The following is a 20,383-nucleotide window of genomic DNA, read 5'->3' as shown; positions in this document are numbered from 1 at the left end:
TGATATTTTTTAATCCGACAACACCTTGTCTGAATCAGTCCACCTGTCAGTTCGGGTCTTGTTCCGTTTCCTTCCAGCAGTCCAACTCCTGAATCTGCAGGAACCATCTCCAAATTTGGTTAAATTGGATGAGTGGAAGTTTGGCACGATGCCAATCGCCAAGCGGTGCCGCAATAGCAAGATCAGCAAGTGATAGTTGGCTGCCACAAATCCACTCTTGCCCGGCAAGATGCGTATCGAGAACCTGGCAAGCCTCGACAAACTTAGCTTCAGCTCGCTCGACTTCAGAGTGGATGGCAGCCCCTAGCCCCGCTATTTCCTTGATTGAATTTTCCCAGTTGAGGATGCTGATTGCCGGCATCAAGTGCTGACCGCACCAGTACATCCAGCGGCTTACATTTGCACGTTCTTGCGCTGTTCCAGAATACAACGACTTGTTCTGGGCCAACTCAGCCAGGTACTGCATGATGGCGTAAGACTCCCATAGTACATATCCTTCATCATCAAGCACGGGAACCTGATGATTTGGGTTTAGTTTCAAGAATGGTGGCGTGTTTTGCTCGCCACGAAACAAATCAACTGATATCAGTTCAAGCTTTATGCCTAGTTGTTGCGCAACCAGAAGCACCCGGCGGCTACAAGAAGAAAGAGGATGGTAGTAAAAACGCATGGCTGACACTCCAGTGATTGACCTTAAGTGATGCCATCGTATTCGCAAGTACTGTCAGTTTCTGTCAGCAGTCATGGTCTTGTTAATTAGGGCCAGGCTATCGTTGCCAATATTGTTTTTGCTTGCCCGTTGGTATGTATCACATGCTCGCCACTCGTTTAGCAGTTCTTGCTTTCTGCGTGGATAGCGCTCTTTGGTAACGAATAGTGCGGAGATTCGGTCTGTCCTGAAGTGCCGGAAATCCTGACGCACTTCACACCAACCTGCCAGCATGCGCACATGATCAAAATAGCCCAATGCCAGTGGCCAGATTGTTCGCTGTGTAGCATTTCCCTGCAAATCACAGTAGTTGATACGCAGTTTGTACTCACCCCGTATGGCCTGACGGATTGTCGATAAGTCAACCACATCAGCTTCCGCCAATGAGGGTGTTCCCACCATCAGAGAGCTGCTATCCAGGGTGCGGCGCAATTCTTGCGGAAGCACTGAGGAAATCTTGGCTAGTGCATTTTTTGCTGCACTACCCAGATGAGTGTCCGTGCGCTTGGCTACCCATCTTGATCCAAGCACAAGTGCTTCAATTTCCTCTGCTGTGAACATCAAGGGTGGCAACATGAATCCAGGCCGCAAAACATATCCCAGACCAGGCTCACCCTCAATATTGGCACCCTGTGCCTGCAAGCTTGCGATGTCTCGGTAAAGTGTCCGCAGACTGATCCCAAGTTCATCAGCTAGGCTGGCCCCGGGAACAGGGAAGCGATGGTGCCGCAAGGCTTGAAGTAGGGTAAACAATCTTTCCGTACGAGACATGAACACTCTGCTAGTGTGATCAGAAGGCACCATGTTGCCATATCTGGTCGGGTAGCAAGCATTCATTTCCGAAGATAATAACGGCCTGCAACCCAGATCAGACCTAGCTTTGGCCAAAGCCACCATCTGAGCAAGACGGATTGACCGACCGGCTGGTGGTGCTCTCCAATTATCCGGAAATGGCTACAAATGCCGGGTCGATTCATCTTACCTTGACAGAAGTTGCCGAGATAATGGGCTTCAGCGACTTATCGACCTTCTCGCAAGCCTATAAACGCTGGACCAGACTTACTCCAAGTAGCGCACGCAAGGGCATGGCAGCGCTACGAAATAAAGCCATGCAACAAGCAACCTTAGCTGAGAGACTGCAAGACCTTCGGGACCCCAGCCTAGAAATAGCCATGCAGGATTTTAGATTCAAGCCTGCGATGTGCTTATGTGCAGACAAACCGGGAGACAGCTGCACTCAGATACCTGCCATTGAACCAATGCCGCCTGGAACGTCCGCCATCGGCATGAAGTTGGTATTTGTCAGACAGGAAAGTGGCCATTCGACTTTCTTATAGCCCCTAGCGACAGGGAGTCAGTCCATTGCCGACAGTGATGGGCAATCACGCGCATGGCGGCAATGGCCGAAACCAGGACGTAACCATTTACGATGTCATAAACCACAAGAACCGCAGATCCTACCGAAGGATCTGCGGCTCTTTATGCACGGGCGGACAATCACATTCAGTCCCACCAACAACAGAGAGCGCCCATGCGATCAACAAGACTAGTTTTAGGGGGTTGAAAATGAAAATCCTGGCCAGATACGCCTGATCACTCACACTAGACAGCGGCGATCATTGATCGGCATTGCCAAATTTGGCTACACTGGAGCCACATGAATGAAAAAGGCCTCACAGTATTTCTACTGTAAGGCCTTGATTTTAATGGTGCCGGTAAGAGGAGTCGAACCCCCGACCTTCGCATTACGAATGCGCTGCTCTACCAACTGAGCTATACCGGCGAACCAACTTGGTAAAAAAGCCTTGAGTCTCTGTGAAGAAATTCAAGGCTTTTTTGAATCTGGTCGGAGTGAGAGGATTCGAACCTCCGGCCTCTACGTCCCGAACGTAGCGCTCTACCAGGCTAAGCTACACTCCGATTTGTTTCTCGCAGTCTTAATTTGCGAGAGGTGCAATTTAACCTTAATTTCGGTTTTTTGCAATACTATTTGCAGAAATTCTGGTCGGAGTGAGAGGATTCGAACCTCCGGCCTCTACGTCCCGAACGTAGCGCTCTACCAGGCTAAGCTACACTCCGCTTCCCTAATTTCTGCACTCTGCTATCAGCTTTTTGGTCCGTTTCCGGGTTACAATCAGCGACATCAGAGGACGCGCATTATGGAACATTTATGTGGTTTAAGCAACTATCTTTTTATCGCCTGAACGGCGAATCCCTGCACGAAACCGGCAAGCTCTCCCAGGCTCTGGGGAAAAGCCCCTTCCAGCACTGTGGTGGCCTGGACTGGTTCAGTGAAGGCTGGGTAGCGCCAGCTGCGCATCTGGATAGCCCGGTATTCCATGTGCGGGACTGCCAGCTGCTTTCCCTTAAACGCGAGGACAAGGTACTGCCCGCTGGTGTCATCCGTGATTTTGTCGATCTCAAGGTGCAGGAAATAGAAGAAAAGGAAGTACGCAAGGTCGGCCGTAAAGAGAAGCTGGCGCTCAAGGAGCAGATCACCGATGACCTGTTGCCGCGTGCCTTTGTCCGCACCCACCGCACCACAGCCTACCTGGACTGCCGCCGCGGCTGGATGATGGTGGACTCCGGCACAGCGAGCAAGGCCGAGGCGCTGGTATCCAAGCTGCGCGAAGCGCTTCCCCCCTTCCCCGCCGCCCTGCCACGCACCAAGCTGGCCCCCCATACTGCCATGACCGACTGGCTGGCTGCCGGCGCAGCCCCTTTTGGCTTCGAGCTGGATGCCGATTGCGAACTAAAGGATGGTAGCGAAAACGGTGCAGTCATTCGCTGCACCCGTATGGATCTGACAGCAGACGAAATCCGCCAGCATATTGCCACCGGCAAGCAGGTAACGCGCATCGGCCTGATCTGGCAAGAGAAGATTCGCTTCATGCTGACTGACGCACTGCAACTCAAGCGCATCCAGTTTCTGGATGTACTCCAGGAGGAAGCCAGCCAGGCCGGGGATGATCGCGAAAGTCTGTTTGAAGCAACCTTCACCCTGATGAGCGAGGAGTTGGGAGAACTGGTAGATGCGCTGATCGAAGCACTTGGCGGACTGGAAGATAGCCAGGCCAACCCACCTGTTGCAAGTGCATCTTCATCCTCGGATACCGCTGGCAGCAGCAGCGTCACGCCTGCAGGTGACGATGCCCGGGATGTTCCCTGGGACTGACACGCCATCCGGTGTTCAATACGACAAGAGCCTGCGGGCTCTTTTTTTTCGATAGCACAAATCTAACAATCAATTTATAACAATCAATTTAACAAATCTATGGCAAAAAACCATAATGGCAGCACACCAGAAGTCGCCATGCTGTATTCAGGACTTGTTGGATAGCGATATCACGGTTTCTGTTTATTAAGATTTTTCCTATCAATAATAGGGAATTATCCCAGTAAAAAAGAACAGGTCTTACAGTACAAATAAGGCTACCAATCCAGTACACAGGGAGAGCGTCATGCACAACCAACTGACGTGGCAGGAAGTGTTGCTCGACATGCTGGCAGCTTTTTCGGCCCTGCAGTAGCAATAAAAGGCAGGAACAGGTACGGGCAATACATGGATTGACTCTGGCGGGGCCAGCAGCCCCGGGACAACTCAAAGCATACGAAACAGGAGCAAGAGATGGCGAATACACATGCAGGTTCTGCAGGCAAATGTCCGGTAATGCACGGTGGCATGACACAAACGAGCATGTCCAACACCGACTGGTGGCCTAATGCGCTTAATCTGGACATCCTGCATCAGCACGACAGCAAGACCAATCCGATGGGGTCGGACTTTGACTACCGTGAGCAAGTGAAAAAGCTGGATGTTGAGGCTCTGAAAACAGACCTCAAGACCCTGATGACCAACAGCCAACCCTGGTGGCCTGCTGACTGGGGCCACTACGGCGGCCTGATGATCCGCATGGCATGGCACTCTGCCGGCAGCTATCGCATTGCAGACGGTCGTGGCGGTGCCGGCACCGGCAATCAGCGCTTTGCTCCACTTAACTCCTGGCCGGACAATGCCAATCTGGACAAGGCACGCCGCCTTTTGTGGCCCATCAAAAAGAAATACGGCAACAAGCTCAGCTGGGCCGACCTGATGATTCTGGCTGGCAACATGGCCTATGAATCCATGGGTCTCAAGACTTTCGGCTTTTCCTTTGGTCGCGAGGATATCTGGCATCCGGAAAAGGATATCTACTGGGGTTCGGAAAAGAAGTGGCTGGCCCCCAGCGGTGGCGAAGGCAGCCGCTATTCGGGTAGCCGGACTTTGGAAAACCCGCTGGCCGCAGTAATGATGGGCCTGATATACGTCAACCCGGAAGGAGTGGATGGCCAGCCGGATCCGCAAAAGACCGCACACGACATCCGCGAGACATTTGCCCGCATGGCAATGAATGACGAGGAAACCGTTGCCCTGACCGCAGGTGGCCACACTGTAGGCAAGACCCATGGCAATGGCGACGCCTCCCGGCTGGGCGCAGCACCGGAAGGTGCCGATCTGGAAGAACAGGGCCTGGGCTGGATGAATCACAGCAGCCGCGGCATTGGCCGTGACACGGTAACCAGCGGTATCGAAGGTGCCTGGACCACCCACCCCACCCAGTGGGACAACGGCTACTTCGACATGCTGCTGGGTCATGAATGGACGCTGAGCAAGAGCCCGGCGGGTGCCTGGCAATGGGTGCCGATCGATATCCGCGAGGAAGACAAGCCAGTTGATGTGGAAAACCCCGACATCCGCTGTATGCCGATCATGACAGACGCCGACATGGCCATGAAAGTTGATCCGGAATACCGCAAGATTTCCGAGCGCTTCCACCAGGACCCGGCCTACTTCTCCGATGTGTTCGCCCGCGCCTGGTTCAAGCTGACCCACCGCGACATGGGCCCGAAAGCCCGCTATATCGGCCCGGATACACCGCAGGAAGACTTGATCTGGCAAGACCCGATCCCGGCTGGTCGCACTGACTACGATGTAGATGCAGTCAAGGCAAAGATCGCGGCCAGTGGCCTGAGTATTGCCGAACTGGTCTGCACCGCCTGGGACAGTGCACGCACCTTCCGTGGTTCGGACAAACGCGGCGGTGCCAATGGTGCACGTATCCGCCTGGCACCGCAAAAGGATTGGGCGGGCAACGAACCGGCCCAACTGGCCAAAGTATTGGCTGTACTTGAGAAAATCGCTGCCGAATTTTCCATCAGTGTGGCGGATGCCATCGTCTTGGGTGGCAATGTCGGTATCGAACAGGCTGCCAAGGCTGCAGGACATGCGTTGACACTTCCCTTTGCACCGGGTCGCGGCGATGCCACAGCAGAACAGACCGATGCCGATTCCTTTGCCGTGCTGGAACCGCTGGCTGATGGCTTCCGCAACTGGCTGAAGCAGGACTTTACCGTCAGTGCTGAGGAATTGCTGCTGGACCGTGCACAGCTGATGCGACTGACTGCCAGTGAAATGACGGTTCTGGTTGGCGGCCTGCGGGTACTGGACAGCAACCATGGCAGCAGCAAGCTGGGGGTGTTTACCGACCGTCCAGGCCAGTTGACCACCGACTTCTTTGTCAACCTAACTGACATGGCCTACACTTGGAAACCGGCCGGGCGTAATCTGTACGAGATTTGCGAGCGCAGCACCGGCGCGGTGAAATGGACTGCAAGCCGCGTAGATCTGGTATTCGGCTCCAACTCCATCCTGCGCGCCTATGCCGAGGTCTATGCCCAGGATGATAACCAGCAAAAGTTCATCCAGGACTTTGCTGCCGCCTGGACCAAGGTGATGAATGCCGATCGTTATGATCTGAGCTGACCGGCGCTGGCAGGCAGTCACCAGAAGCCGCACAGCCACATGGCTGTACGGCTTCTTTTTTGCCTAGCCTTCTGCCGAATACCAGAAAAGACAGGGACCTGGATGTGGCAATGCCACGCATGCCTGCCCGAATAGCGGCATGGGAGCTAACAATACTCTCATTTTGATTAATTTTTTCAATCAAAACTTTGAAAAGATAAATTTTACTTGATAATTATTCTCATTAAAATGAAAGATGAATTATCTAGTTGAAAGGAGTTAAGCATGCAAGCCACTCAGCCCACCACCCGGCCTCGCGTGCGTATATGGCAGCATCTGCGCATTCTGCTTGGCATCTTCATCGTCTGCAGCGGATGGGGATTCCTGTTGCAGACATCGACACAGGGGAGCAGCCCCGCTCCCATGCATGGAATTGCCAGCCATCCAGCCTGATTTGCACTGATGCCATGCACAGCAACACTATTTCCCCTCAGTAAACAAAATGGTGAAGAAATAGCCGTTTTTTTAACATGGAATTCTGATTAAGCTGTTCACATGGCAATCACTGCAGGCAGAACGAACATGAGCAACCAACAAGCAGCGCTGTTCATCTCTCACGGCGCACCCACGCTTCCTATTGAAGACAGTCCAACCCGCCACTTTCTGACGCAATTGGGCCAAACCCTGCCGCGTCCACGTGCCATCATCGTGGTATCGGCACACTGGGAAAGCACTATTCCCATGGTCAACCTGGCGGAAAACCCGGAAACCATGTACGACTTTGGCGGTTTTCCCTCTATTCTGTACACCCTGCGCTACCCCGCCCGTACCGATCTCAAGCTGGCAGCTGATGTCGTGGACAAGCTGCGTGAATCGGGCCTGCGCATAGGAACCACCGACCAGCGCAGCCTGGATCATGGCATGTGGACGCCACTGATGTTGATGTACCCAGAGGCAGATATCCCGCTAGTCATGGTGTCGCTACCGCATGGTGCCAGTGCAGATACCTTTTTCCAGATGGGTCGCGCACTTAGGGCACTGCGAGACGATAATGTGCTGATCATCGGCTCTGGCAGCTACACACATAATCTGTGGCAACTCAGCCCAGACGGTAGCGCAACGCCACCATGGGCTGCCGCCTTTGCCAACTGGATGGATCTAGCCCTGCAGGAAAACCGTCAGCAGGATATCCTGCGCTGGAAGCAGCTGGCCCCGCTGGCTCGCGAAAACCACCCGACGGATGAACATTTCAACCCGCTGCTGGTGGTAATGGGAGCCGCATCGGATGCTACCACCCCGGTGAAACTGCACGACGACTGGCGCATGGGTTCGCTCTCCATGGCTTGCTGGCGTTTTGATTGACTCCGCCGGTAAGTGACAAGGGCCCCAGCGGGGCCCTTGTCGTTTGTGGCTACGCTGTTACAGCGTTTTCAACTTGCCACGGAAATCATCCAAGCAGGTATAGCCCTTGAGCAACATCAGATCGCCCAGCTCTCCCAGAATGCGAGCAAATGCACCCTCGCCTTCTTCGTACAGACATGTGCCAATCTGCACTGCAGTCGCACCGGCTAGAATGTGCATGAATGCTTCGCGCCCGCTATTGATGCCACCGCAACCCACCACATGCTTGCCAATCAATAACCGGGCAAACTCGCGCACATTCGCCAGTGCCGTCGGCAGTACATAACTGCCACCCAGCCCACCCAGACCATCCTTGGGCTTGATGACCACGCTTTCTGTCTCCGCATCGATGACCAGGCCATTGCCGATGGAGTTGATACAGGTGACAAAGCGCACACTGGTAAACGCATTCAACAAATCTGCCATCTGGGCAAAATGAACCGGGTCAAAATACGGAGGTAGCTTGACACCAAATGCTCCCGGGTAGATACGGCTGATCTCGGCCAGGGTGATCGCACATGCATCCGGGTCGTAACCCAACTGCGGCTTGCCTGGCAGATTCGGGCAGGACAGGTTTACCTCCGGGATGCAGGGCAAGTTACTGGCAGCCAAGTCTGCCAGCATGCTCAGATTGTCTTCCAGCGTCATCCCTGAAATGGACAGAAATAGTGGCTTGCCCTGATTGTACGGATAGCTGCTCGCATAGTCGCGATAGTAGGCGTAGCCCGCATTGGGCAGGCCCATGGAGTTGATGCTGCCCATGGCGGTGGCACAGTAGCGCGGCTCCGGATTGCCATCCCGCGGCTGCAAGGTGCAGCTTTTGCTGATGACCGCGCCGGCGGCGGAATGGCGTACCTGCTCCAGTTCGGCAACAGAGCGGCACATCACGCCGGAAGCGTTATACAGAGGATTGGCCATGGTCAGACCAAGCCAGGATACAGACAGGTCTACCCGCATGTTTTCTTCCCCGACAGTCAAAAGCGCCAGTGTGCCGGGCGATGCCGGCCTGCGTTCTGCGCCATATCAAGCAGGCAAGCAGAAAGGACAAACGGCCGCATTGCGGCCGCTTGTTACTGGCAGATGGCAGTCCGCGTCAGCGCAGCAGATGCAGGCCCTGGTAGAAAGCAAAGGAAATCACCCAGGCCAGCAATACTGACCAGCCCACTGACAGCGCAGTAAAAGCGCGGCTTTTCGACTCGCGCCGGATTGCTGCCACGGTGGACAAGCAGGGTACATACACCAGGGTGAAAATCAGGAAGCTCATGGCCGATGCCCAGTCCAGATGGTGCAACAGGGCTGCGCCCAACCCGGCTTCCGGCACGCCGTAAATCACCGCCAAGCCACCCAGCAGGATTTCCTTGGCCACAAAGCCCACCAGCAGGGCAACCGCCAGTTCATGCTTGATGCCGATGGGGTCGAGTACCGGTGCCATCAGGCTGCCCAGCATGTCGGCCAAGGTCTTGTTGTCCCCGGCCGGAATATGCGACACCAGCCAGACCAGCACCACCCCCATCAGGATGAAGCTGGACGCCAGCTCCAGAAAGGCCCGTACCTCACCAACGGCACGGATCAGCATGTGGCGCCCCCCTGGCAGGCGATATGGTGGAACCTCCAGCAAGAAGGCTTCATTGCCCTGATAACGGTGTTTGAACACCCATGCGGTAAAAATGGCCACGGCAAAACTCAGCAGATACAACAGTAGTAATACCCAGGGTGCCTGCTGGGGCCGAAACAGGATGCCAGCGAAAAACACGACTACCTGCAAACGGGCCGAACATAGCGAGAAGGGAATGATCAGCATGGTAAGTAGCCTTTGCTTGCGCTCCCGCATCACCCGCGTTCCCAGAATGGCCGGTACATTGCAACCAAAGCCCATCAACTGCATGACAAAACCACGGCCATCCAGACCCAGGCGTGCCATAAAGGCATCTGTCAGATAAGCAGCCCGAGCCAGATAGCCACTATCCTCCACCATGGCCATCAGGATGAAGAATACGAAGAGGATGGGGGCAAACGTCACCACGGTGGAAACGCCTTGCCAAATACCGTCCAGCAGCAGGCTTTGCACGATGGCCGGCAATGCACTGGTCCACGGGCCAAGTGCCGCCGCCTTGAACCAGTCCAGGCCGGCACCCACCACATCCTGCAATGGCGTGCCAATTTGGTATGTCAGATTGAACAGCAAGGCCATGAAGGCAAAAAACAGTGGTAAACCCAGCCAGGGATGCATCAGCCAGGCATCCACTTTCTCGGTCACGCCCTGCGGCAGCACTGGGGGCAAGGACCACACCCCCGACAGGCGGGCACGCGCCATGTCAATGGCCTCACGCGTTTCCGGAATCTGATCCAGCGCAGCATGGCAAGGCGTCTTGGTCTCGGCAGCCTGACGATTCAGCACATCCATCAGCCGCGGCCACCCTTCCATGCGCTTGGCCGACACCAGCACCACGGGAATACCCAGCCGCTGTTGCAAGGCTTCTACATCCAGTTGCACCCCCAGCAAACGCGCTTCGTCCGCCATATTCAGAACCAGTACGGCAGGCAAGCCACTGGCCAGAACCTGCAGTGCCAATGGAAGCTGGCGGTCAAGCTGGGCCGCATTGAGCACCAACACCACCGCATCAAAGGCCGTGCTCATCAACACATCCCTCACCACGGCTTCATCGTCGGTATAACCGGTCAGGTCGTTCACACCGGGCAGATCCACCAGCTCCACCATACTGCCGCCCAGCAACAGTCGTGCGCTGGTGAGATCCACCGTCAGGCCGGGCCAGTTCCCCACCCGCTGCGACATGCCGGTCAGGCGGTTGAAAACGGTGGATTTTCCGGTATTGGGTAAGCCGACCAAGGCAAATCGCTTCATCTTGCTACCCGAACCTGAATGAATTTTGCCAGGCTACGTCGTAGCAGAAAGCGGGTACAACCCACTTCCAATACCAGCGGGCCACCAAACGGCGCACGACGGGACAGATTGAATTGGCGGCCCGGGATAAGGCCAAAGGCTGCCACCCTGCGGAAGGCCTCATCTGACAGATCAAGACTGTGCACCACCCCTTTGCACCCCACAGGGAGCTTGTCCAGAGACATCATGCTTGACACCAATAACGCGAATAATTTGCATTATTGTACGCAATACTCCCTACTCACGGTAAGGTCTGATGCCATCGCATCCGTAGAAGTCTTGAGCAATATCAATCCGACGTTGTCCTCATCCTGAACTGCAGCGTGAATCCCGCGGCAACGGTGGCCCTGCTGCGGCATACCGTTTAGAATCTGGCTCATCTCAAATTTTCCTGACGGACCCCCGACCATGAGCATCAAATCCGACAAGTGGATCCGCCGTATGGCGCAAGATCACAACATGATCGAGCCGTTTGAACATAACCAGATCAAAAACGTCAATGGTGAGAAGGTAATCTCCTTCGGCACCTCCAGCTATGGTTACGATATTCGGTGTGCCGACGAATTCAAGGTATTCACCAATATCAACAGCACCATTGTCGACCCCAAGAATTTTGACCCGGACTCTTTTGTCGAAGTATCCGGCAAGGGCTACTGCATCATCCCGCCCAACAGCTTTGCACTGGCCCGCACGGTGGAATACTTCCGCATCCCGCGCTCGGTCCTGACCGTCTGCCTGGGCAAATCCACTTATGCACGCTGCGGTATCATCGTCAACGTGACGCCTTTTGAGCCGGAATGGGAAGGCTATGTAACGCTGGAATTCTCCAATACCACGCCACTGCCGGCCAAAATCTATGCCAACGAAGGGGTCGCGCAGGTATTGTTCTTCGAATCAGACGAAGTATGTGATGTGTCCTATGCCGACCGCGCCGGCAAATACATGGGCCAGGTCGGTGTAACCCTGCCACGCCCCTGATTGCAGCCATTGCCGTACATGGCAGGCACTTACGACAAGGACAGCCACGGCTGTCCTTTTTAATTCACTTGGCATTTAAATCCGGCTCGCAAATTCGCGTAGCTGTTCTAGGATGAACTGTAGGTTAAAGACATTTGTATCTGTCAACCCACCAATCGAACAGTTTCTCTTGGGGCGTCGCGGTTCCCCCTTGCCGTAACGTCCCTTTTTTTATGCATATTCAATGACATTGTATTTATATGATGGAAATAAAATTCAAAGCAATTATTGTACTGACAGGCAACCAACCGATATCCAATCACCAAAAAAAACAGGGCCAGCCATGCTAACCCTGTCACTCCCTCTTCCCCGGTGACCCCGTTGTTATCCTAAATGACCTCACTGGCCTGCTGGCATGGATCATCCATCAAACGCCTGGCACTTTCCGCAAGCAGATCCAGATCGTCATCCAGATGCTCTTGCATGTCCATGAGCGCAGCGCGCAACACCACAGCGGCCAGTTCAGCCTGATTTCCGCTGAAGACATGTGCCAAAACACGTAACTCCCGGCAGGCATGCAAATCCAGTGGAATCTCCAGAGTACGGACCACCTCGACCCGTGTTATCTCATCTGTTGACATACCTTTGCTGCGGCAGCTTTCCAGCTCGCCCAGCAAGCCTTTCAGAGCCAGTCCCATCGCCATCTCCTTTCGTGTCACTTTAACGCTAGACCCGACCTGTACAGAACCAAAGGCATCTCCGCCAAGCAATTGACTTGAAACAATAAAACACCATCCAACGATGTTGGACGGTGCATATGCAGTTGCGGGGAAGGAATGCAAAAATGGCTGCCCTATCACCATAGGACAGCCACCAGGAAATACCATCGCTACCCACACACCAGACTACAAAGATAAAAAACCCCATACCGTTGCATGGGGTTTTCAGTGTCTGTGATGGCTACAGCACTTCATTCGCGCCGACTGTATCAAGACTTGTATCAGCCTTCTTCAGCATCTCCATCGACATAGAACCAGCGTCCCTCTTCCTTCCGAAATCGGCTGATTTCATGCAAACGCTGGGCACGACCATTTACCTTGTAGCGAGCAACAAACTCTACCACGCCGGCTTCGTCGCTCTCACCACCCGCCTGAGTACTCAGCACATCCAGCGACAGCCATTTTACAAAACGTTCCTCCCGCGACAGATCCAGTTCGACCGGACGAGTCGATTGATGCCAGCTAGCCAGCAGGTATTCACCATTATTCATGGTGTAGGCTGCATAACGGGAACGCATCAGGCTTTCTGCCGTAGGGGCAAGCACACCAGCATCAATATAACGGCCACAGCATTCGTCAAAGGAGGCGGACAGGCCACAGGGGCAGCCGCTGGATTGTTTTTTCTTGCTCATTGTTTCATCAGCCCAGAGCGGGCAATCCATAGAGTTTCAACAGAAAATTGGTAAAAACCGGTTGTGGCGGCTTGGGCTGCATCTTGGGCCAGCGCCGTAACCACTCCCGCAAACGCATTTCCATCCTGGCCTGGGATTCTTCCTGACTTAGCCGACCAGCATCGCGCTCTACAGCCAGGTAGCGATACATGGCAAAGTTGTTGTCATCTACCAAGTTGGCACCGATCAGCCGCAAGCGATAAGTATTGAGCTGATCCGCAGCAGCAACCCGACTGAGTTCACTCGCCTTGACCTTGCCAGCCAATCGATTGGCTTCCTTCAGCAACTGCTCTACCTTGCTTTCCGATACCGATGGCGTAACAGGCGGGTGTGTCGGACGCATGCCACTTTGTGGTGCCGGTGCTTGTTGCAACAGACTGCAGCCACCGAGCAAGACTGGCATCACAATCAGCAACTGCAGGGATTTGGGGATGGAAATCATGGCGGTAGTGTAGCGGATATAAGGCGGTATTGGACAAAAAGCCCGGTCAAACAGTTCTGATAAGTTAATGGGCGGAAAAAACAAAACCGACCGGCATAGTTTGCACGGTCGGTTTCAATCACACATCAAGCTGGCTGGCGGATCAGGCCAGATGCTCGAACAGAGGAGTGGACAGATAACGCTCCCCGAAAGATGGAATCACCACCACAATCAGCTTGCCAACATTTTCAGGGCGCTTGGCCAACTCAATGGCCGCCCATACCGCAGCACCAGAGGAAATACCCACTAGCACACCTTCCTGGGTCGCTACCGCGCGGGCGGTATCGAATGCATCATCGTTCTTTACCCGGATGATCTCGTCGTATACCGCGGTATTCAGGATAGAAGGGATGAAACCGGCACCAATCCCCTGGATCGGGTGCGGCCCTTTGGGCCCGCCAGACAGCACCGGGGAGGCATCAGGCTCCACTGCCACAATCTGTACGCCAGGCTTGCGCGCCTTTAATACCTCGCCCACACCAGTCACGGTGCCACCAGTGCCCACACCTGCCACGAAGATATCAACCTGACCATCAGTATCACGCCAGATTTCTTCTGCCGTGGTGTTACGGTGAACTTCCGGATTGGCTGGGTTTTCAAACTGCTGTGGCATGAACCAGGTATCCGGGTTTTCATCCACCAACTGACGGGCCTTGGCAATGGCACCACCCATACCATCCGGGCCTGGCGTAAGGATGAGTTCGGCACCATAGGCCTTGAGCAATTGCCTGCGCTCACGACTCATGGTTTCAGGCATGGTAATCACCAGCTTGTAGCCACGGGCGGCACATACCATGGCCAGACCAATGCCGGTATTGCCGGAAGTGGGTTCTACAATCGTGGTGTGCGGCCCAATCTTGCCAGCTTTCTCGGCAGCATCGATCATGGCGACAGCGATGCGATCCTTCACACTGTGGGCCGGGTTGAAAAACTCCAGCTTGGCCACCACGGTGGCAACGCAGCCATCGGTAACACGGTTCAGTTTGACCAGAGGGGTATTGCCGATCAGGTCGGTTACGGTATTGGCGATACGCATCGTCTTATTCTCCCGGGCAACATTAATGCAATGTTTAATAACACATATAATATATGAGCACCGGAAAAACGCTAATAGTGTTTGCTTCTATCCAATAAACCAACGGGTCCGCCACCTATCATGCCAACCCAGGAAACACTGACACCCCTGAGCGGCTGGCGCCGCAAGCTCTACATCATCATTTTCGAAGCCGACACACGTTCTGGCCGCCTGTTTGACCTTGCCCTGATCGCAACCATCCTGCTATCTCTGGTGACGGTGGCACTGGAGAGCGTTGCCAGCATTCGCCAAAGCTGGGGCACACAGCTCAAGATACTCGACTGGCTGTTCACCATTCTGTTCACGGTCGAGTATTTGCTGCGACTGATCTGCATCCACAAGCCGCTACGTTATGCGCGCAGCTTTTTCGGCATGGTGGATCTGCTCTCCACCCTGCCACTCTACCTGGGCTTATTCATCCCCGAGAGCAGGTTTCTTGCCGATATCCGTATTTTGCGGCTATTGCGGATGTTCCGCATACTCAAGCTCACCCGCTACATGGGTGAGGCCCATGAACTGAAACGTGCCATGATGGCTAGTCGCCGCAAGATTCTGGTGTTTCTGGTAACCGTCGTCGTGTTGGTCATCATCCTGGGGACGCTGATGTATGTGATAGAAGGTGAAGCGAACGGCTTCACCAGTATTCCCATCGGCATCTACTGGGCAATTGTCACCCTGACTACCGTCGGCTTTGGTGACATCACACCCAAAACACCACTGGGCCAGGCGCTGGCCAGCATGGTCATGATTACCGGTTACGGCATCATTGCCGTACCTACCGGCATCGTGACGGCAGAAATAGCCCGCCATACCACGACAATACCAGCTGAAGACCAATCTGCTACCCGCCTTTGCCCGCATTGCTTCACCGAAGGGCATGACCGGGATGCACGTTTCTGCAAACATTGCGGTGGCACCTTGCCACGTCCGTCAACAAACGATATCAGCTAACCGGACTCCAGAGAGAAATGCCAGAACGAGGCAGGTATTACCCACTTCAACACCACCGAACAAGCTGCTGCTAGTGGCATTGACATGACATACATATAAAAACTAGTGATTTCTGTCTGCCGCCCATAGCTAAATGGATATCAGCCCCTCCCCGGCCACACAGCCAGTATGGTCCGTGCCAATTGCTCTGCCTGCTGAGCAATACGGTCCGGAGCTTCGTTCATGGCCTCGCCTAGCGTCATTGGTCTGTTGCACAACGAATAGCAGCCGTCAAATGCACCTGCCAGCGCTCCAGCATGATCGGCAATGATGGCGCCGGATAGCAGGCTTACTGGTACGGCCGCCTGCCGGGCCAGGCTGGCAACACAAGCGGGAGCCTTGCCGGACAAGGTCTGGCTATCACTACGGCCTTCACCGGTGAGAACCCAGTCGGCACTGGCGATTTCATCGGCCAGCCCAATATGTTGTGCTACTGCCTGAGCACCAGACACCATGCGCCCCCCCAGCACTTGCATGGCATAACCCAGCCCGCCAGCAGCGCCGGACCCAGGCAAATCCCGCAAAGGATGCGGCAATCCGGCATCAAGCAAACCGGCAAAATACGCAATCCAGCCATCCACCTCCTGAATATCCCTTGCAGATACGCCTTTCTGTGGACCAAAAACCGCCGTTGCGCCTTGCGGGCCAATCAACGGGTTCTCAACATCAGACCAGACCTCAAGACTTACTCCATCCATACAACAGGCCAACCCATCTGTATTCAGCACATGCACGGACGCTAGATCCTGTAAGCGTCCATGCAGCACTACACCAGCTTCATCCATTAGTTGCAGCCCCATGGCAGCAAGGCAACCGGCACCCGCGTCATTGGTGCTGGATCCACCCAGCGCAACAGCAATACGGTGATATCCATCACGCACCAAAGCCAGCAATAATTGGCCCACACCCCGGCTGCTGCGATCTTTAACATCAGAGTTACCAGCATCCGGCAAGCCGATGATGCGAGCAACCTCGAGTACCACCGTACCGTCCGGTAACAAAAGACAATCCACGTCCATGCTCTGCCCGACCGCATTGCAGACCGGATAACACAGCCACTCGCCACCGACTGCCGCATGCAATGCATCCAGCGTGCCTTCTCCGCCATCGGCCATGGGGCGCAGGATGCACACCGCCTGATGGTCAACCTGAGCAATACCTTGCCGCATGGCTTGTGCCACGCCGGCAGCATCCAGCGAGCCTTTGTAGGAGTCCGGTGCAATCACCCAGCGCATAATTCATCTCCCATGAAAACAGCCAACATAAATGCAAAACCCCTCGTTGCCAAGGCAAGGAGGGGTTAGGAAACCGGGCTACGTGGTCTTATTCGGCAGCGGCCTGATCATTCGGTACAGCTTCCACGACAGCTGCTTCTGCAGCAGGTTTTGGCGCAGACATCAGCTGAGCAGCCTTTTTCTCTTCAGCACTCACTTCGCCACTAGGCTTGCCGGCAAGATCAAAACGCTTGCCACCACGGGCCAGCGATTTCACATAGCGGGGCTTGCGGCAGTGATTGGCCACCACACGCGAAATCAGAGTTGCATCAAATTGCGGCAATGCGGCAATCAGGCTCTCGTGAATGCCCAGAGCCAGCGGACGGAATTGACGGAACACTTCAAATTTGCTGTAAACATGCTCCGCAATCATTTCTGTCTGCTTTTTCTTCGACAGGCTCTGTACTGCGGATTTGAGAGCAGCACCCAGTGCCGTTTCGGTATTTGGCTTCATGAACTTCTATCTAGATCCAGTGATGCTTTTCTAATGGCAGGCAATCCTGCCAGACGGATGGACGGTGTGCAAGCCGTCGCGAGGCCAGCTTGTGGTCTTGTCCACAACACAGCGGCGTCCTGTATGGTAATGCAGCTTTCCAGGCCATGCCAGTAAAAGGCTGGTACAAACAATAACAGGCCTGTTTTGCGTGTCAGGCTGGCAACGGTGCTGGTGCGCCCAGCCGGGGTCGAACCGGCACAACCGAAGTCGAGGGATTTTAAGTCCCTTGCGTCTACCAATTTCGCCATGGGCGCATCGAGTGGCGGATTATGCCAGTACTTGGGCACTGCGTCATCCATCAAGCGTGCTTTTTACCGCCATACAAGACATGCCCGGCGCATCGCTTGCTGCCATGGCGTGCTTTGCGCGAAGATGCATGACACGCTTTGCGGTTTTCCCTCATCCAATACCGGGGCCGCACATCACTTTTAAAAACAATCTGCGACAAAGGAATTGCCGTCTCATGTTCGAACATGTCGAAGCCTATCCGGGTGACCCTATACTGACACTGGTAGAAACATTTCATGCCGATAGCCGCCCACAAAAAGTGAACCTCGGGATCGGACTGTATTATGACGAAGCAGGCCGCATTCCTTTACTGAGTTCGGTACAAAAGGCAGAAGCCGCACGTGCAGCAGCCCCGTCACCACGCCCCTACCTGCCCATGGAAGGTGCTGCAAACTACCGCAGTGCAGTTCAGCGTTTACTATTTGGTGCAGATCATGAGGCCGTCACCGGCCAGCGCATCGCCACAATCCAGACTATCGGTGGTTCCGGTGCACTCAAGGTGGGCGCAGATTTCATCAAGCGTTACTTCCCAGAGAGCCAAGCCTGGATCAGCAATCCCAGCTGGGACAATCACCGCGCCATCTTTGAAGGTGCCGGCATCAAGGTACACGAATACCCCTATTACGATGCTGTTAGTGGCGGCTTGCTGTTTGACGACATGCTCGCCACCATCAAGCAACTGCCAGCACAAAGCGTGGTACTGCTTCACCCCTGCTGCCACAACCCTACAGGTGTCGATCTGAGTCAGGCGCAATGGGATGCTCTAATCCCAGTACTAAAGGCTGGCAAATTGCTACCTTTCCTGGATATCGCTTATCAGGGTTTTGGCCAAGGCCTGAACGAAGACGCCTACGCGATCCGCAGCATGGCCGATGCCGGCATCAGCTTTTTCGTCAGCAACTCCTTCTCCAAGAACCTGTCTTTCTACGGCGAGCGCTGTGGAGGCCTTTCGATTGTCTGCAATACAGCCGAAGAAGCCAACCGCGTGCTGGGTCAAATGAAAGCTACAGTACGTCGCAATTACTCCAGCCCGCCTACCCACGGTGGCCAGATTACGGCGGCAGTGATGAATGACCCCGCCCTGTTTGATGAATGGGAAGCGGAGGTTGCCGAAATGCGTGTACGCATCAAGGCCATGCGTCAAAAACTGCATGAAGTGCTAAACACTCGCCTGCCTGGTCGTGATTTCAGCTACTTCATCACCCAGCAAGGCATGTTCAGCTACACCGGACTAAGCCCCGATCAGGTTGATCGCCTGCGTGAAGAATTTGCCGTCTATCTGGTACGTTCGGGCCGTATGTGTGTGGCAGGTCTTAATAGCAGCAACGTCGGCTACGTGGCTGAAGCCATGGCCAGCGTGTTACAGGCATAACTGCGCAAGACAACAATGAAAAGCCCGGCCTGCAAGCCGGGCTTTTTACTGCCATCTGCAACATCAATCGCGCTTGTGCAATTTCAATGTCAGGGTCAACTCCCCTTCACCATCATTGACCGACTGAATATTCTTCAAGGTGATCCCCGTGGGCAACAGCACACTGATGCCATGGCCGATACCATATTTAGATAGCGTCTTCTCAAGTCGCTTGGCCATGTTCTGAGCGGGCAGGCGTGCCTCATCATCCAGTGAAAACCCATAGGATTCCGCTGCGGTGTCAAAAGCCAGGCTTACCTGTTCCTTACCCACAAACTTCTCGGCAATGGAGCTGACCTGACTGGTGGACACCTCCTCCTCGGCTTCACACACCGCCAGGAATTCATCCTTGAAACGGGCTTGCTCCAACGGATCGGCAATTTCCTCGGAAAGCTGCTCCACCACACTTGCCACCATGCGGCTACTACTGTTGGCATCCGGCACACGCATTGCCTTAAGAAAATCATCCAGCCAGAATTTTGCCTGCTGACCACCACGGTCCACCGCATACACCAGAGGGCCGGATTCCAGAATCAAAGCTCCCTTGTCGATCAGCCTGGGATTGATACCGGATGCATGCCGGATATCAAACACCTCCCCGGCCTCCACAACCGACAGGAAATCATCTCTCACTTCTGACTTGAATACGCCCAGTGCGCGTAGCTCCCGGTCCCCGTCCGACAAGCCGGAAAACAGAATGACAAACAGATCCCCGGCACTGATATTCGGATGCTGTGAGCGAGCGTAAAGATGCTTGGCGATACGCTGCGACAGCGCGAGGAAGTCAAGTTCACCGCGGAAAAACTGCCGGGTGTAATGATAAATCTCATTCAGATTCAGATCAGACTCATGAAAGAACTGATGTTTCTTCTTGTCGGAAACTACACCCCGCAAGTAGCCACTCAAAATAAGCGAGGAAACGCCGTCATCGACATCACAGGCCCGCTCGGACAGCTGCAGGCCCTCTCCCCTAGCCTGATTGCCCACTCGATGCACTACCAAACGCTCCACCCGCGATTCACCAATCAGCATAATTTATCCTACCGCACCAATAAAAGTGGATTATTGCCTCTCATCAATGCTATGACAACAAATTGTCATATAGATAAACAGGTACACCATAAAAATCGAATGACATACCAGAAGCAACACGCGCAATAACCATGC

Annotated in this window: 19 protein-coding genes and 4 tRNA genes; 7 read left to right on the top strand and 16 right to left on the bottom strand. The window is 54.4% G+C overall.

Translation table 11 applies throughout. The features are described from left to right. Nucleotides 1-46 precede the first annotated feature (46 nt). Both QVF59_RS02235 and QVF59_RS02230 read right to left on the bottom strand, forming a co-directional pair. Entirely contained in the window at nucleotides 47-670 is a 624-nt protein-coding gene (locus QVF59_RS02235) for a glutathione S-transferase family protein (RefSeq protein WP_287877118.1), read from the bottom strand. Between the two features lie 54 nt (nucleotides 671-724). Next, on the bottom strand, nucleotides 725-1,480 hold the full coding sequence (locus QVF59_RS02230; RefSeq protein WP_287877116.1) for a helix-turn-helix transcriptional regulator: 756 nt from the start codon (nucleotides 1,478-1,480) through the stop codon (nucleotides 725-727). 140 nt (nucleotides 1,481-1,620) lie between these two features. Between QVF59_RS02230 and QVF59_RS02225 the strand changes: the two genes are divergently transcribed. Further along, a complete protein-coding gene (locus tag QVF59_RS02225; RefSeq protein ID WP_287877115.1) occupies nucleotides 1,621-2,046 on the top strand; it encodes a helix-turn-helix domain-containing protein in 426 nt (141 codons plus the stop codon). 370 nt (nucleotides 2,047-2,416) lie between these two features. Here the strand turns inward: QVF59_RS02225 and QVF59_RS02220 are convergent. The 3 genes from QVF59_RS02220 to QVF59_RS02210 form a co-directional block, all read right to left on the bottom strand. After that, nucleotides 2,417-2,492, bottom strand: a tRNA-Thr gene (locus QVF59_RS02220). 60 nt (nucleotides 2,493-2,552) lie between these two features. Beyond that, a tRNA-Pro gene (locus QVF59_RS02215) sits at nucleotides 2,553-2,629 on the bottom strand. Between the two features lie 82 nt (nucleotides 2,630-2,711). Then, nucleotides 2,712-2,788: transfer RNA gene (locus QVF59_RS02210), tRNA-Pro, on the bottom strand. A gap of 91 nt (nucleotides 2,789-2,879) precedes the next feature. Between QVF59_RS02210 and QVF59_RS02205 the strand changes: the two genes are divergently transcribed. The 3 genes from QVF59_RS02205 to QVF59_RS02195 all read left to right on the top strand — a co-directional run bounded on the left by QVF59_RS02205 (nucleotide 2,880) and on the right by QVF59_RS02195 (nucleotide 7,853). After that, nucleotides 2,880-3,884 carry a recombination-associated protein RdgC gene (locus QVF59_RS02205; RefSeq protein ID WP_287877114.1) on the top strand — a complete coding sequence of 335 codons (1,005 nt, stop codon included), beginning with the start codon at nucleotides 2,880-2,882 and terminating at the stop codon, nucleotides 3,882-3,884. A 453-nt stretch (nucleotides 3,885-4,337) separates the two neighbouring features. Then, the gene (gene katG, locus QVF59_RS02200) at nucleotides 4,338-6,512 is read left to right on the top strand and encodes a catalase/peroxidase HPI (RefSeq protein WP_287877113.1); all 2,175 of its coding nucleotides are present in this window, start codon (nucleotides 4,338-4,340) and stop codon (nucleotides 6,510-6,512) included. 561 nt (nucleotides 6,513-7,073) lie between these two features. After that, nucleotides 7,074-7,853: a DODA-type extradiol aromatic ring-opening family dioxygenase gene (locus QVF59_RS02195; RefSeq protein WP_287877111.1), complete on the top strand. Its 780-nt coding sequence runs from the start codon at nucleotides 7,074-7,076 to the stop codon at nucleotides 7,851-7,853. 57 nt (nucleotides 7,854-7,910) lie between these two features. Here QVF59_RS02195 and QVF59_RS02190 read toward each other — a convergent pair whose 3' ends face one another. From QVF59_RS02190 to QVF59_RS02180, 3 genes are all read right to left on the bottom strand, one after another. Next, nucleotides 7,911-8,849, bottom strand: coding sequence for a dihydroorotate oxidase (locus QVF59_RS02190; RefSeq protein WP_287877109.1), 939 nt, complete (start codon nucleotides 8,847-8,849; stop codon nucleotides 7,911-7,913). Between the two features lie 136 nt (nucleotides 8,850-8,985). Further along, on the bottom strand, nucleotides 8,986-10,755 hold the full coding sequence (gene feoB / locus QVF59_RS02185) for a ferrous iron transport protein B (RefSeq protein WP_287877108.1): 1,770 nt from the start codon (nucleotides 10,753-10,755) through the stop codon (nucleotides 8,986-8,988). Further along, nucleotides 10,752-10,982 carry a FeoA family protein gene (locus QVF59_RS02180; protein WP_287877106.1) on the bottom strand — a complete coding sequence of 77 codons (231 nt, stop codon included), beginning with the start codon at nucleotides 10,980-10,982 and terminating at the stop codon, nucleotides 10,752-10,754. Before QVF59_RS02180 ends, feoB begins: the two co-directional genes overlap by 4 nt. A 220-nt stretch (nucleotides 10,983-11,202) precedes the next feature. Here QVF59_RS02180 and dcd point away from each other — a divergent pair, with 220 nt between their 5' ends. After that, nucleotides 11,203-11,772 carry a dCTP deaminase gene (gene dcd / locus QVF59_RS02175; RefSeq protein WP_287877104.1) on the top strand — a complete coding sequence of 190 codons (570 nt, stop codon included), beginning with the start codon at nucleotides 11,203-11,205 and terminating at the stop codon, nucleotides 11,770-11,772. 368 nt (nucleotides 11,773-12,140) lie between these two features. Here dcd and QVF59_RS02170 read toward each other — a convergent pair whose 3' ends face one another. The 4 genes from QVF59_RS02170 to cysK form a co-directional block, all read right to left on the bottom strand. Beyond that, complete coding sequence (locus QVF59_RS02170) at nucleotides 12,141-12,449, bottom strand: hypothetical protein (protein ID WP_159878832.1); 309 nt, start codon at nucleotides 12,447-12,449, stop codon at nucleotides 12,141-12,143. 302 nt (nucleotides 12,450-12,751) lie between these two features. After that, nucleotides 12,752-13,162, bottom strand: coding sequence for a YchJ family protein (locus tag QVF59_RS02165; RefSeq protein WP_287877102.1), 411 nt, complete (start codon nucleotides 13,160-13,162; stop codon nucleotides 12,752-12,754). A 7-nt stretch (nucleotides 13,163-13,169) separates the two neighbouring features. After that, nucleotides 13,170-13,604 (bottom strand): hypothetical protein, encoded by a 435-nt coding sequence (locus QVF59_RS02160; RefSeq protein WP_287877101.1) that lies wholly within the window; start codon nucleotides 13,602-13,604, stop codon nucleotides 13,170-13,172. Between the two features lie 181 nt (nucleotides 13,605-13,785). Continuing rightward, on the bottom strand, nucleotides 13,786-14,718 hold the full coding sequence (gene cysK / locus QVF59_RS02155; RefSeq protein ID WP_159878838.1) for a cysteine synthase A: 933 nt from the start codon (nucleotides 14,716-14,718) through the stop codon (nucleotides 13,786-13,788). A 120-nt stretch (nucleotides 14,719-14,838) separates the two neighbouring features. Between cysK and QVF59_RS02150 the strand changes: the two genes are divergently transcribed. Beyond that, complete coding sequence (locus tag QVF59_RS02150; protein ID WP_159878840.1) at nucleotides 14,839-15,708, top strand: ion transporter; 870 nt, start codon at nucleotides 14,839-14,841, stop codon at nucleotides 15,706-15,708. Between the two features lie 140 nt (nucleotides 15,709-15,848). Here QVF59_RS02150 and QVF59_RS02145 read toward each other — a convergent pair whose 3' ends face one another. From QVF59_RS02145 to QVF59_RS02135, 3 genes are all read right to left on the bottom strand, one after another. Next, nucleotides 15,849-16,982, bottom strand: coding sequence for a glycerate kinase (locus QVF59_RS02145; RefSeq protein ID WP_287877100.1), 1,134 nt, complete (start codon nucleotides 16,980-16,982; stop codon nucleotides 15,849-15,851). A gap of 88 nt (nucleotides 16,983-17,070) precedes the next feature. Further along, entirely contained in the window at nucleotides 17,071-17,475 is a 405-nt protein-coding gene (locus QVF59_RS02140; RefSeq protein ID WP_159878844.1) for a ProQ/FINO family protein, read from the bottom strand. A 211-nt stretch (nucleotides 17,476-17,686) separates the two neighbouring features. Continuing rightward, a tRNA-Leu gene (locus QVF59_RS02135) sits at nucleotides 17,687-17,771 on the bottom strand. 209 nt (nucleotides 17,772-17,980) lie between these two features. Between QVF59_RS02135 and QVF59_RS02130 the strand changes: the two genes are divergently transcribed. After that, nucleotides 17,981-19,177 (top strand): amino acid aminotransferase, encoded by a 1,197-nt coding sequence (locus QVF59_RS02130; RefSeq protein ID WP_287877098.1) that lies wholly within the window; start codon nucleotides 17,981-17,983, stop codon nucleotides 19,175-19,177. A gap of 63 nt (nucleotides 19,178-19,240) precedes the next feature. On the opposite strand, the gene QVF59_RS02125 is transcribed toward QVF59_RS02130, so the two are convergent. Next, a complete protein-coding gene (locus tag QVF59_RS02125; RefSeq protein ID WP_287877097.1) occupies nucleotides 19,241-20,248 on the bottom strand; it encodes a nucleoid-associated protein in 1,008 nt (335 codons plus the stop codon). Nucleotides 20,249-20,383: the final 135 nt, after the last annotated feature.

Origin of the sequence: Aquitalea sp. (assembly GCF_030150775.1) — a bacterium.
In the GTDB taxonomy this organism is placed as follows: Bacteria; Pseudomonadota; Gammaproteobacteria; order Burkholderiales; family Chromobacteriaceae; genus Aquitalea; species Aquitalea denitrificans.
Note: the sequence above shows the minus strand (reverse complement) of the source record. Positions and strands in the feature narration are given on the sequence as shown.

What these genes read in the sequence shown, in the direction of transcription:
- feoB (WP_287877108.1), bottom strand. Translation starts at nt 10,755, where the DNA reads ATGAAGCGATTTGCCTTGGTCGGCTTACCCAATACCGGAAAATCCACC.
- QVF59_RS02230 (WP_287877116.1), bottom strand. Translation starts at nt 1,480, where the DNA reads ATGTCTCGTACGGAAAGATTGTTTACCCTACTTCAAGCCTTGCGGCAC.
- QVF59_RS02235 (WP_287877118.1), bottom strand. Translation starts at nt 670, where the DNA reads ATGCGTTTTTACTACCATCCTCTTTCTTCTTGTAGCCGCCGGGTGCTT.
- QVF59_RS02170 (WP_159878832.1), bottom strand. Translation starts at nt 12,449, where the DNA reads ATGGGACTGGCTCTGAAAGGCTTGCTGGGCGAGCTGGAAAGCTGCCGC.
- QVF59_RS02125 (WP_287877097.1), bottom strand. Translation starts at nt 20,248, where the DNA reads ATGCTGATTGGTGAATCGCGGGTGGAGCGTTTGGTAGTGCATCGAGTG.
- QVF59_RS02190 (WP_287877109.1), bottom strand. Translation starts at nt 8,849, where the DNA reads ATGCGGGTAGACCTGTCTGTATCCTGGCTTGGTCTGACCATGGCCAAT.
- QVF59_RS02150 (WP_159878840.1), top strand. Translation starts at nt 14,839, where the DNA reads ATGCCAACCCAGGAAACACTGACACCCCTGAGCGGCTGGCGCCGCAAG.
- QVF59_RS02145 (WP_287877100.1), bottom strand. Translation starts at nt 16,982, where the DNA reads ATGCGCTGGGTGATTGCACCGGACTCCTACAAAGGCTCGCTGGATGCT.
- QVF59_RS02140 (WP_159878844.1), bottom strand. Translation starts at nt 17,475, where the DNA reads ATGAAGCCAAATACCGAAACGGCACTGGGTGCTGCTCTCAAATCCGCA.
- cysK (WP_159878838.1), bottom strand. Translation starts at nt 14,718, where the DNA reads ATGCGTATCGCCAATACCGTAACCGACCTGATCGGCAATACCCCTCTG.
- QVF59_RS02180 (WP_287877106.1), bottom strand. Translation starts at nt 10,982, where the DNA reads ATGATGTCTCTGGACAAGCTCCCTGTGGGGTGCAAAGGGGTGGTGCAC.
- dcd (WP_287877104.1), top strand. Translation starts at nt 11,203, where the DNA reads ATGAGCATCAAATCCGACAAGTGGATCCGCCGTATGGCGCAAGATCAC.
- QVF59_RS02160 (WP_287877101.1), bottom strand. Translation starts at nt 13,604, where the DNA reads ATGCCAGTCTTGCTCGGTGGCTGCAGTCTGTTGCAACAAGCACCGGCA.
- QVF59_RS02195 (WP_287877111.1), top strand. Translation starts at nt 7,074, where the DNA reads ATGAGCAACCAACAAGCAGCGCTGTTCATCTCTCACGGCGCACCCACG.
- QVF59_RS02205 (WP_287877114.1), top strand. Translation starts at nt 2,880, where the DNA reads ATGTGGTTTAAGCAACTATCTTTTTATCGCCTGAACGGCGAATCCCTG.
- QVF59_RS02165 (WP_287877102.1), bottom strand. Translation starts at nt 13,162, where the DNA reads ATGAGCAAGAAAAAACAATCCAGCGGCTGCCCCTGTGGCCTGTCCGCC.
- QVF59_RS02130 (WP_287877098.1), top strand. Translation starts at nt 17,981, where the DNA reads ATGTTCGAACATGTCGAAGCCTATCCGGGTGACCCTATACTGACACTG.
- katG (WP_287877113.1), top strand. Translation starts at nt 4,338, where the DNA reads ATGGCGAATACACATGCAGGTTCTGCAGGCAAATGTCCGGTAATGCAC.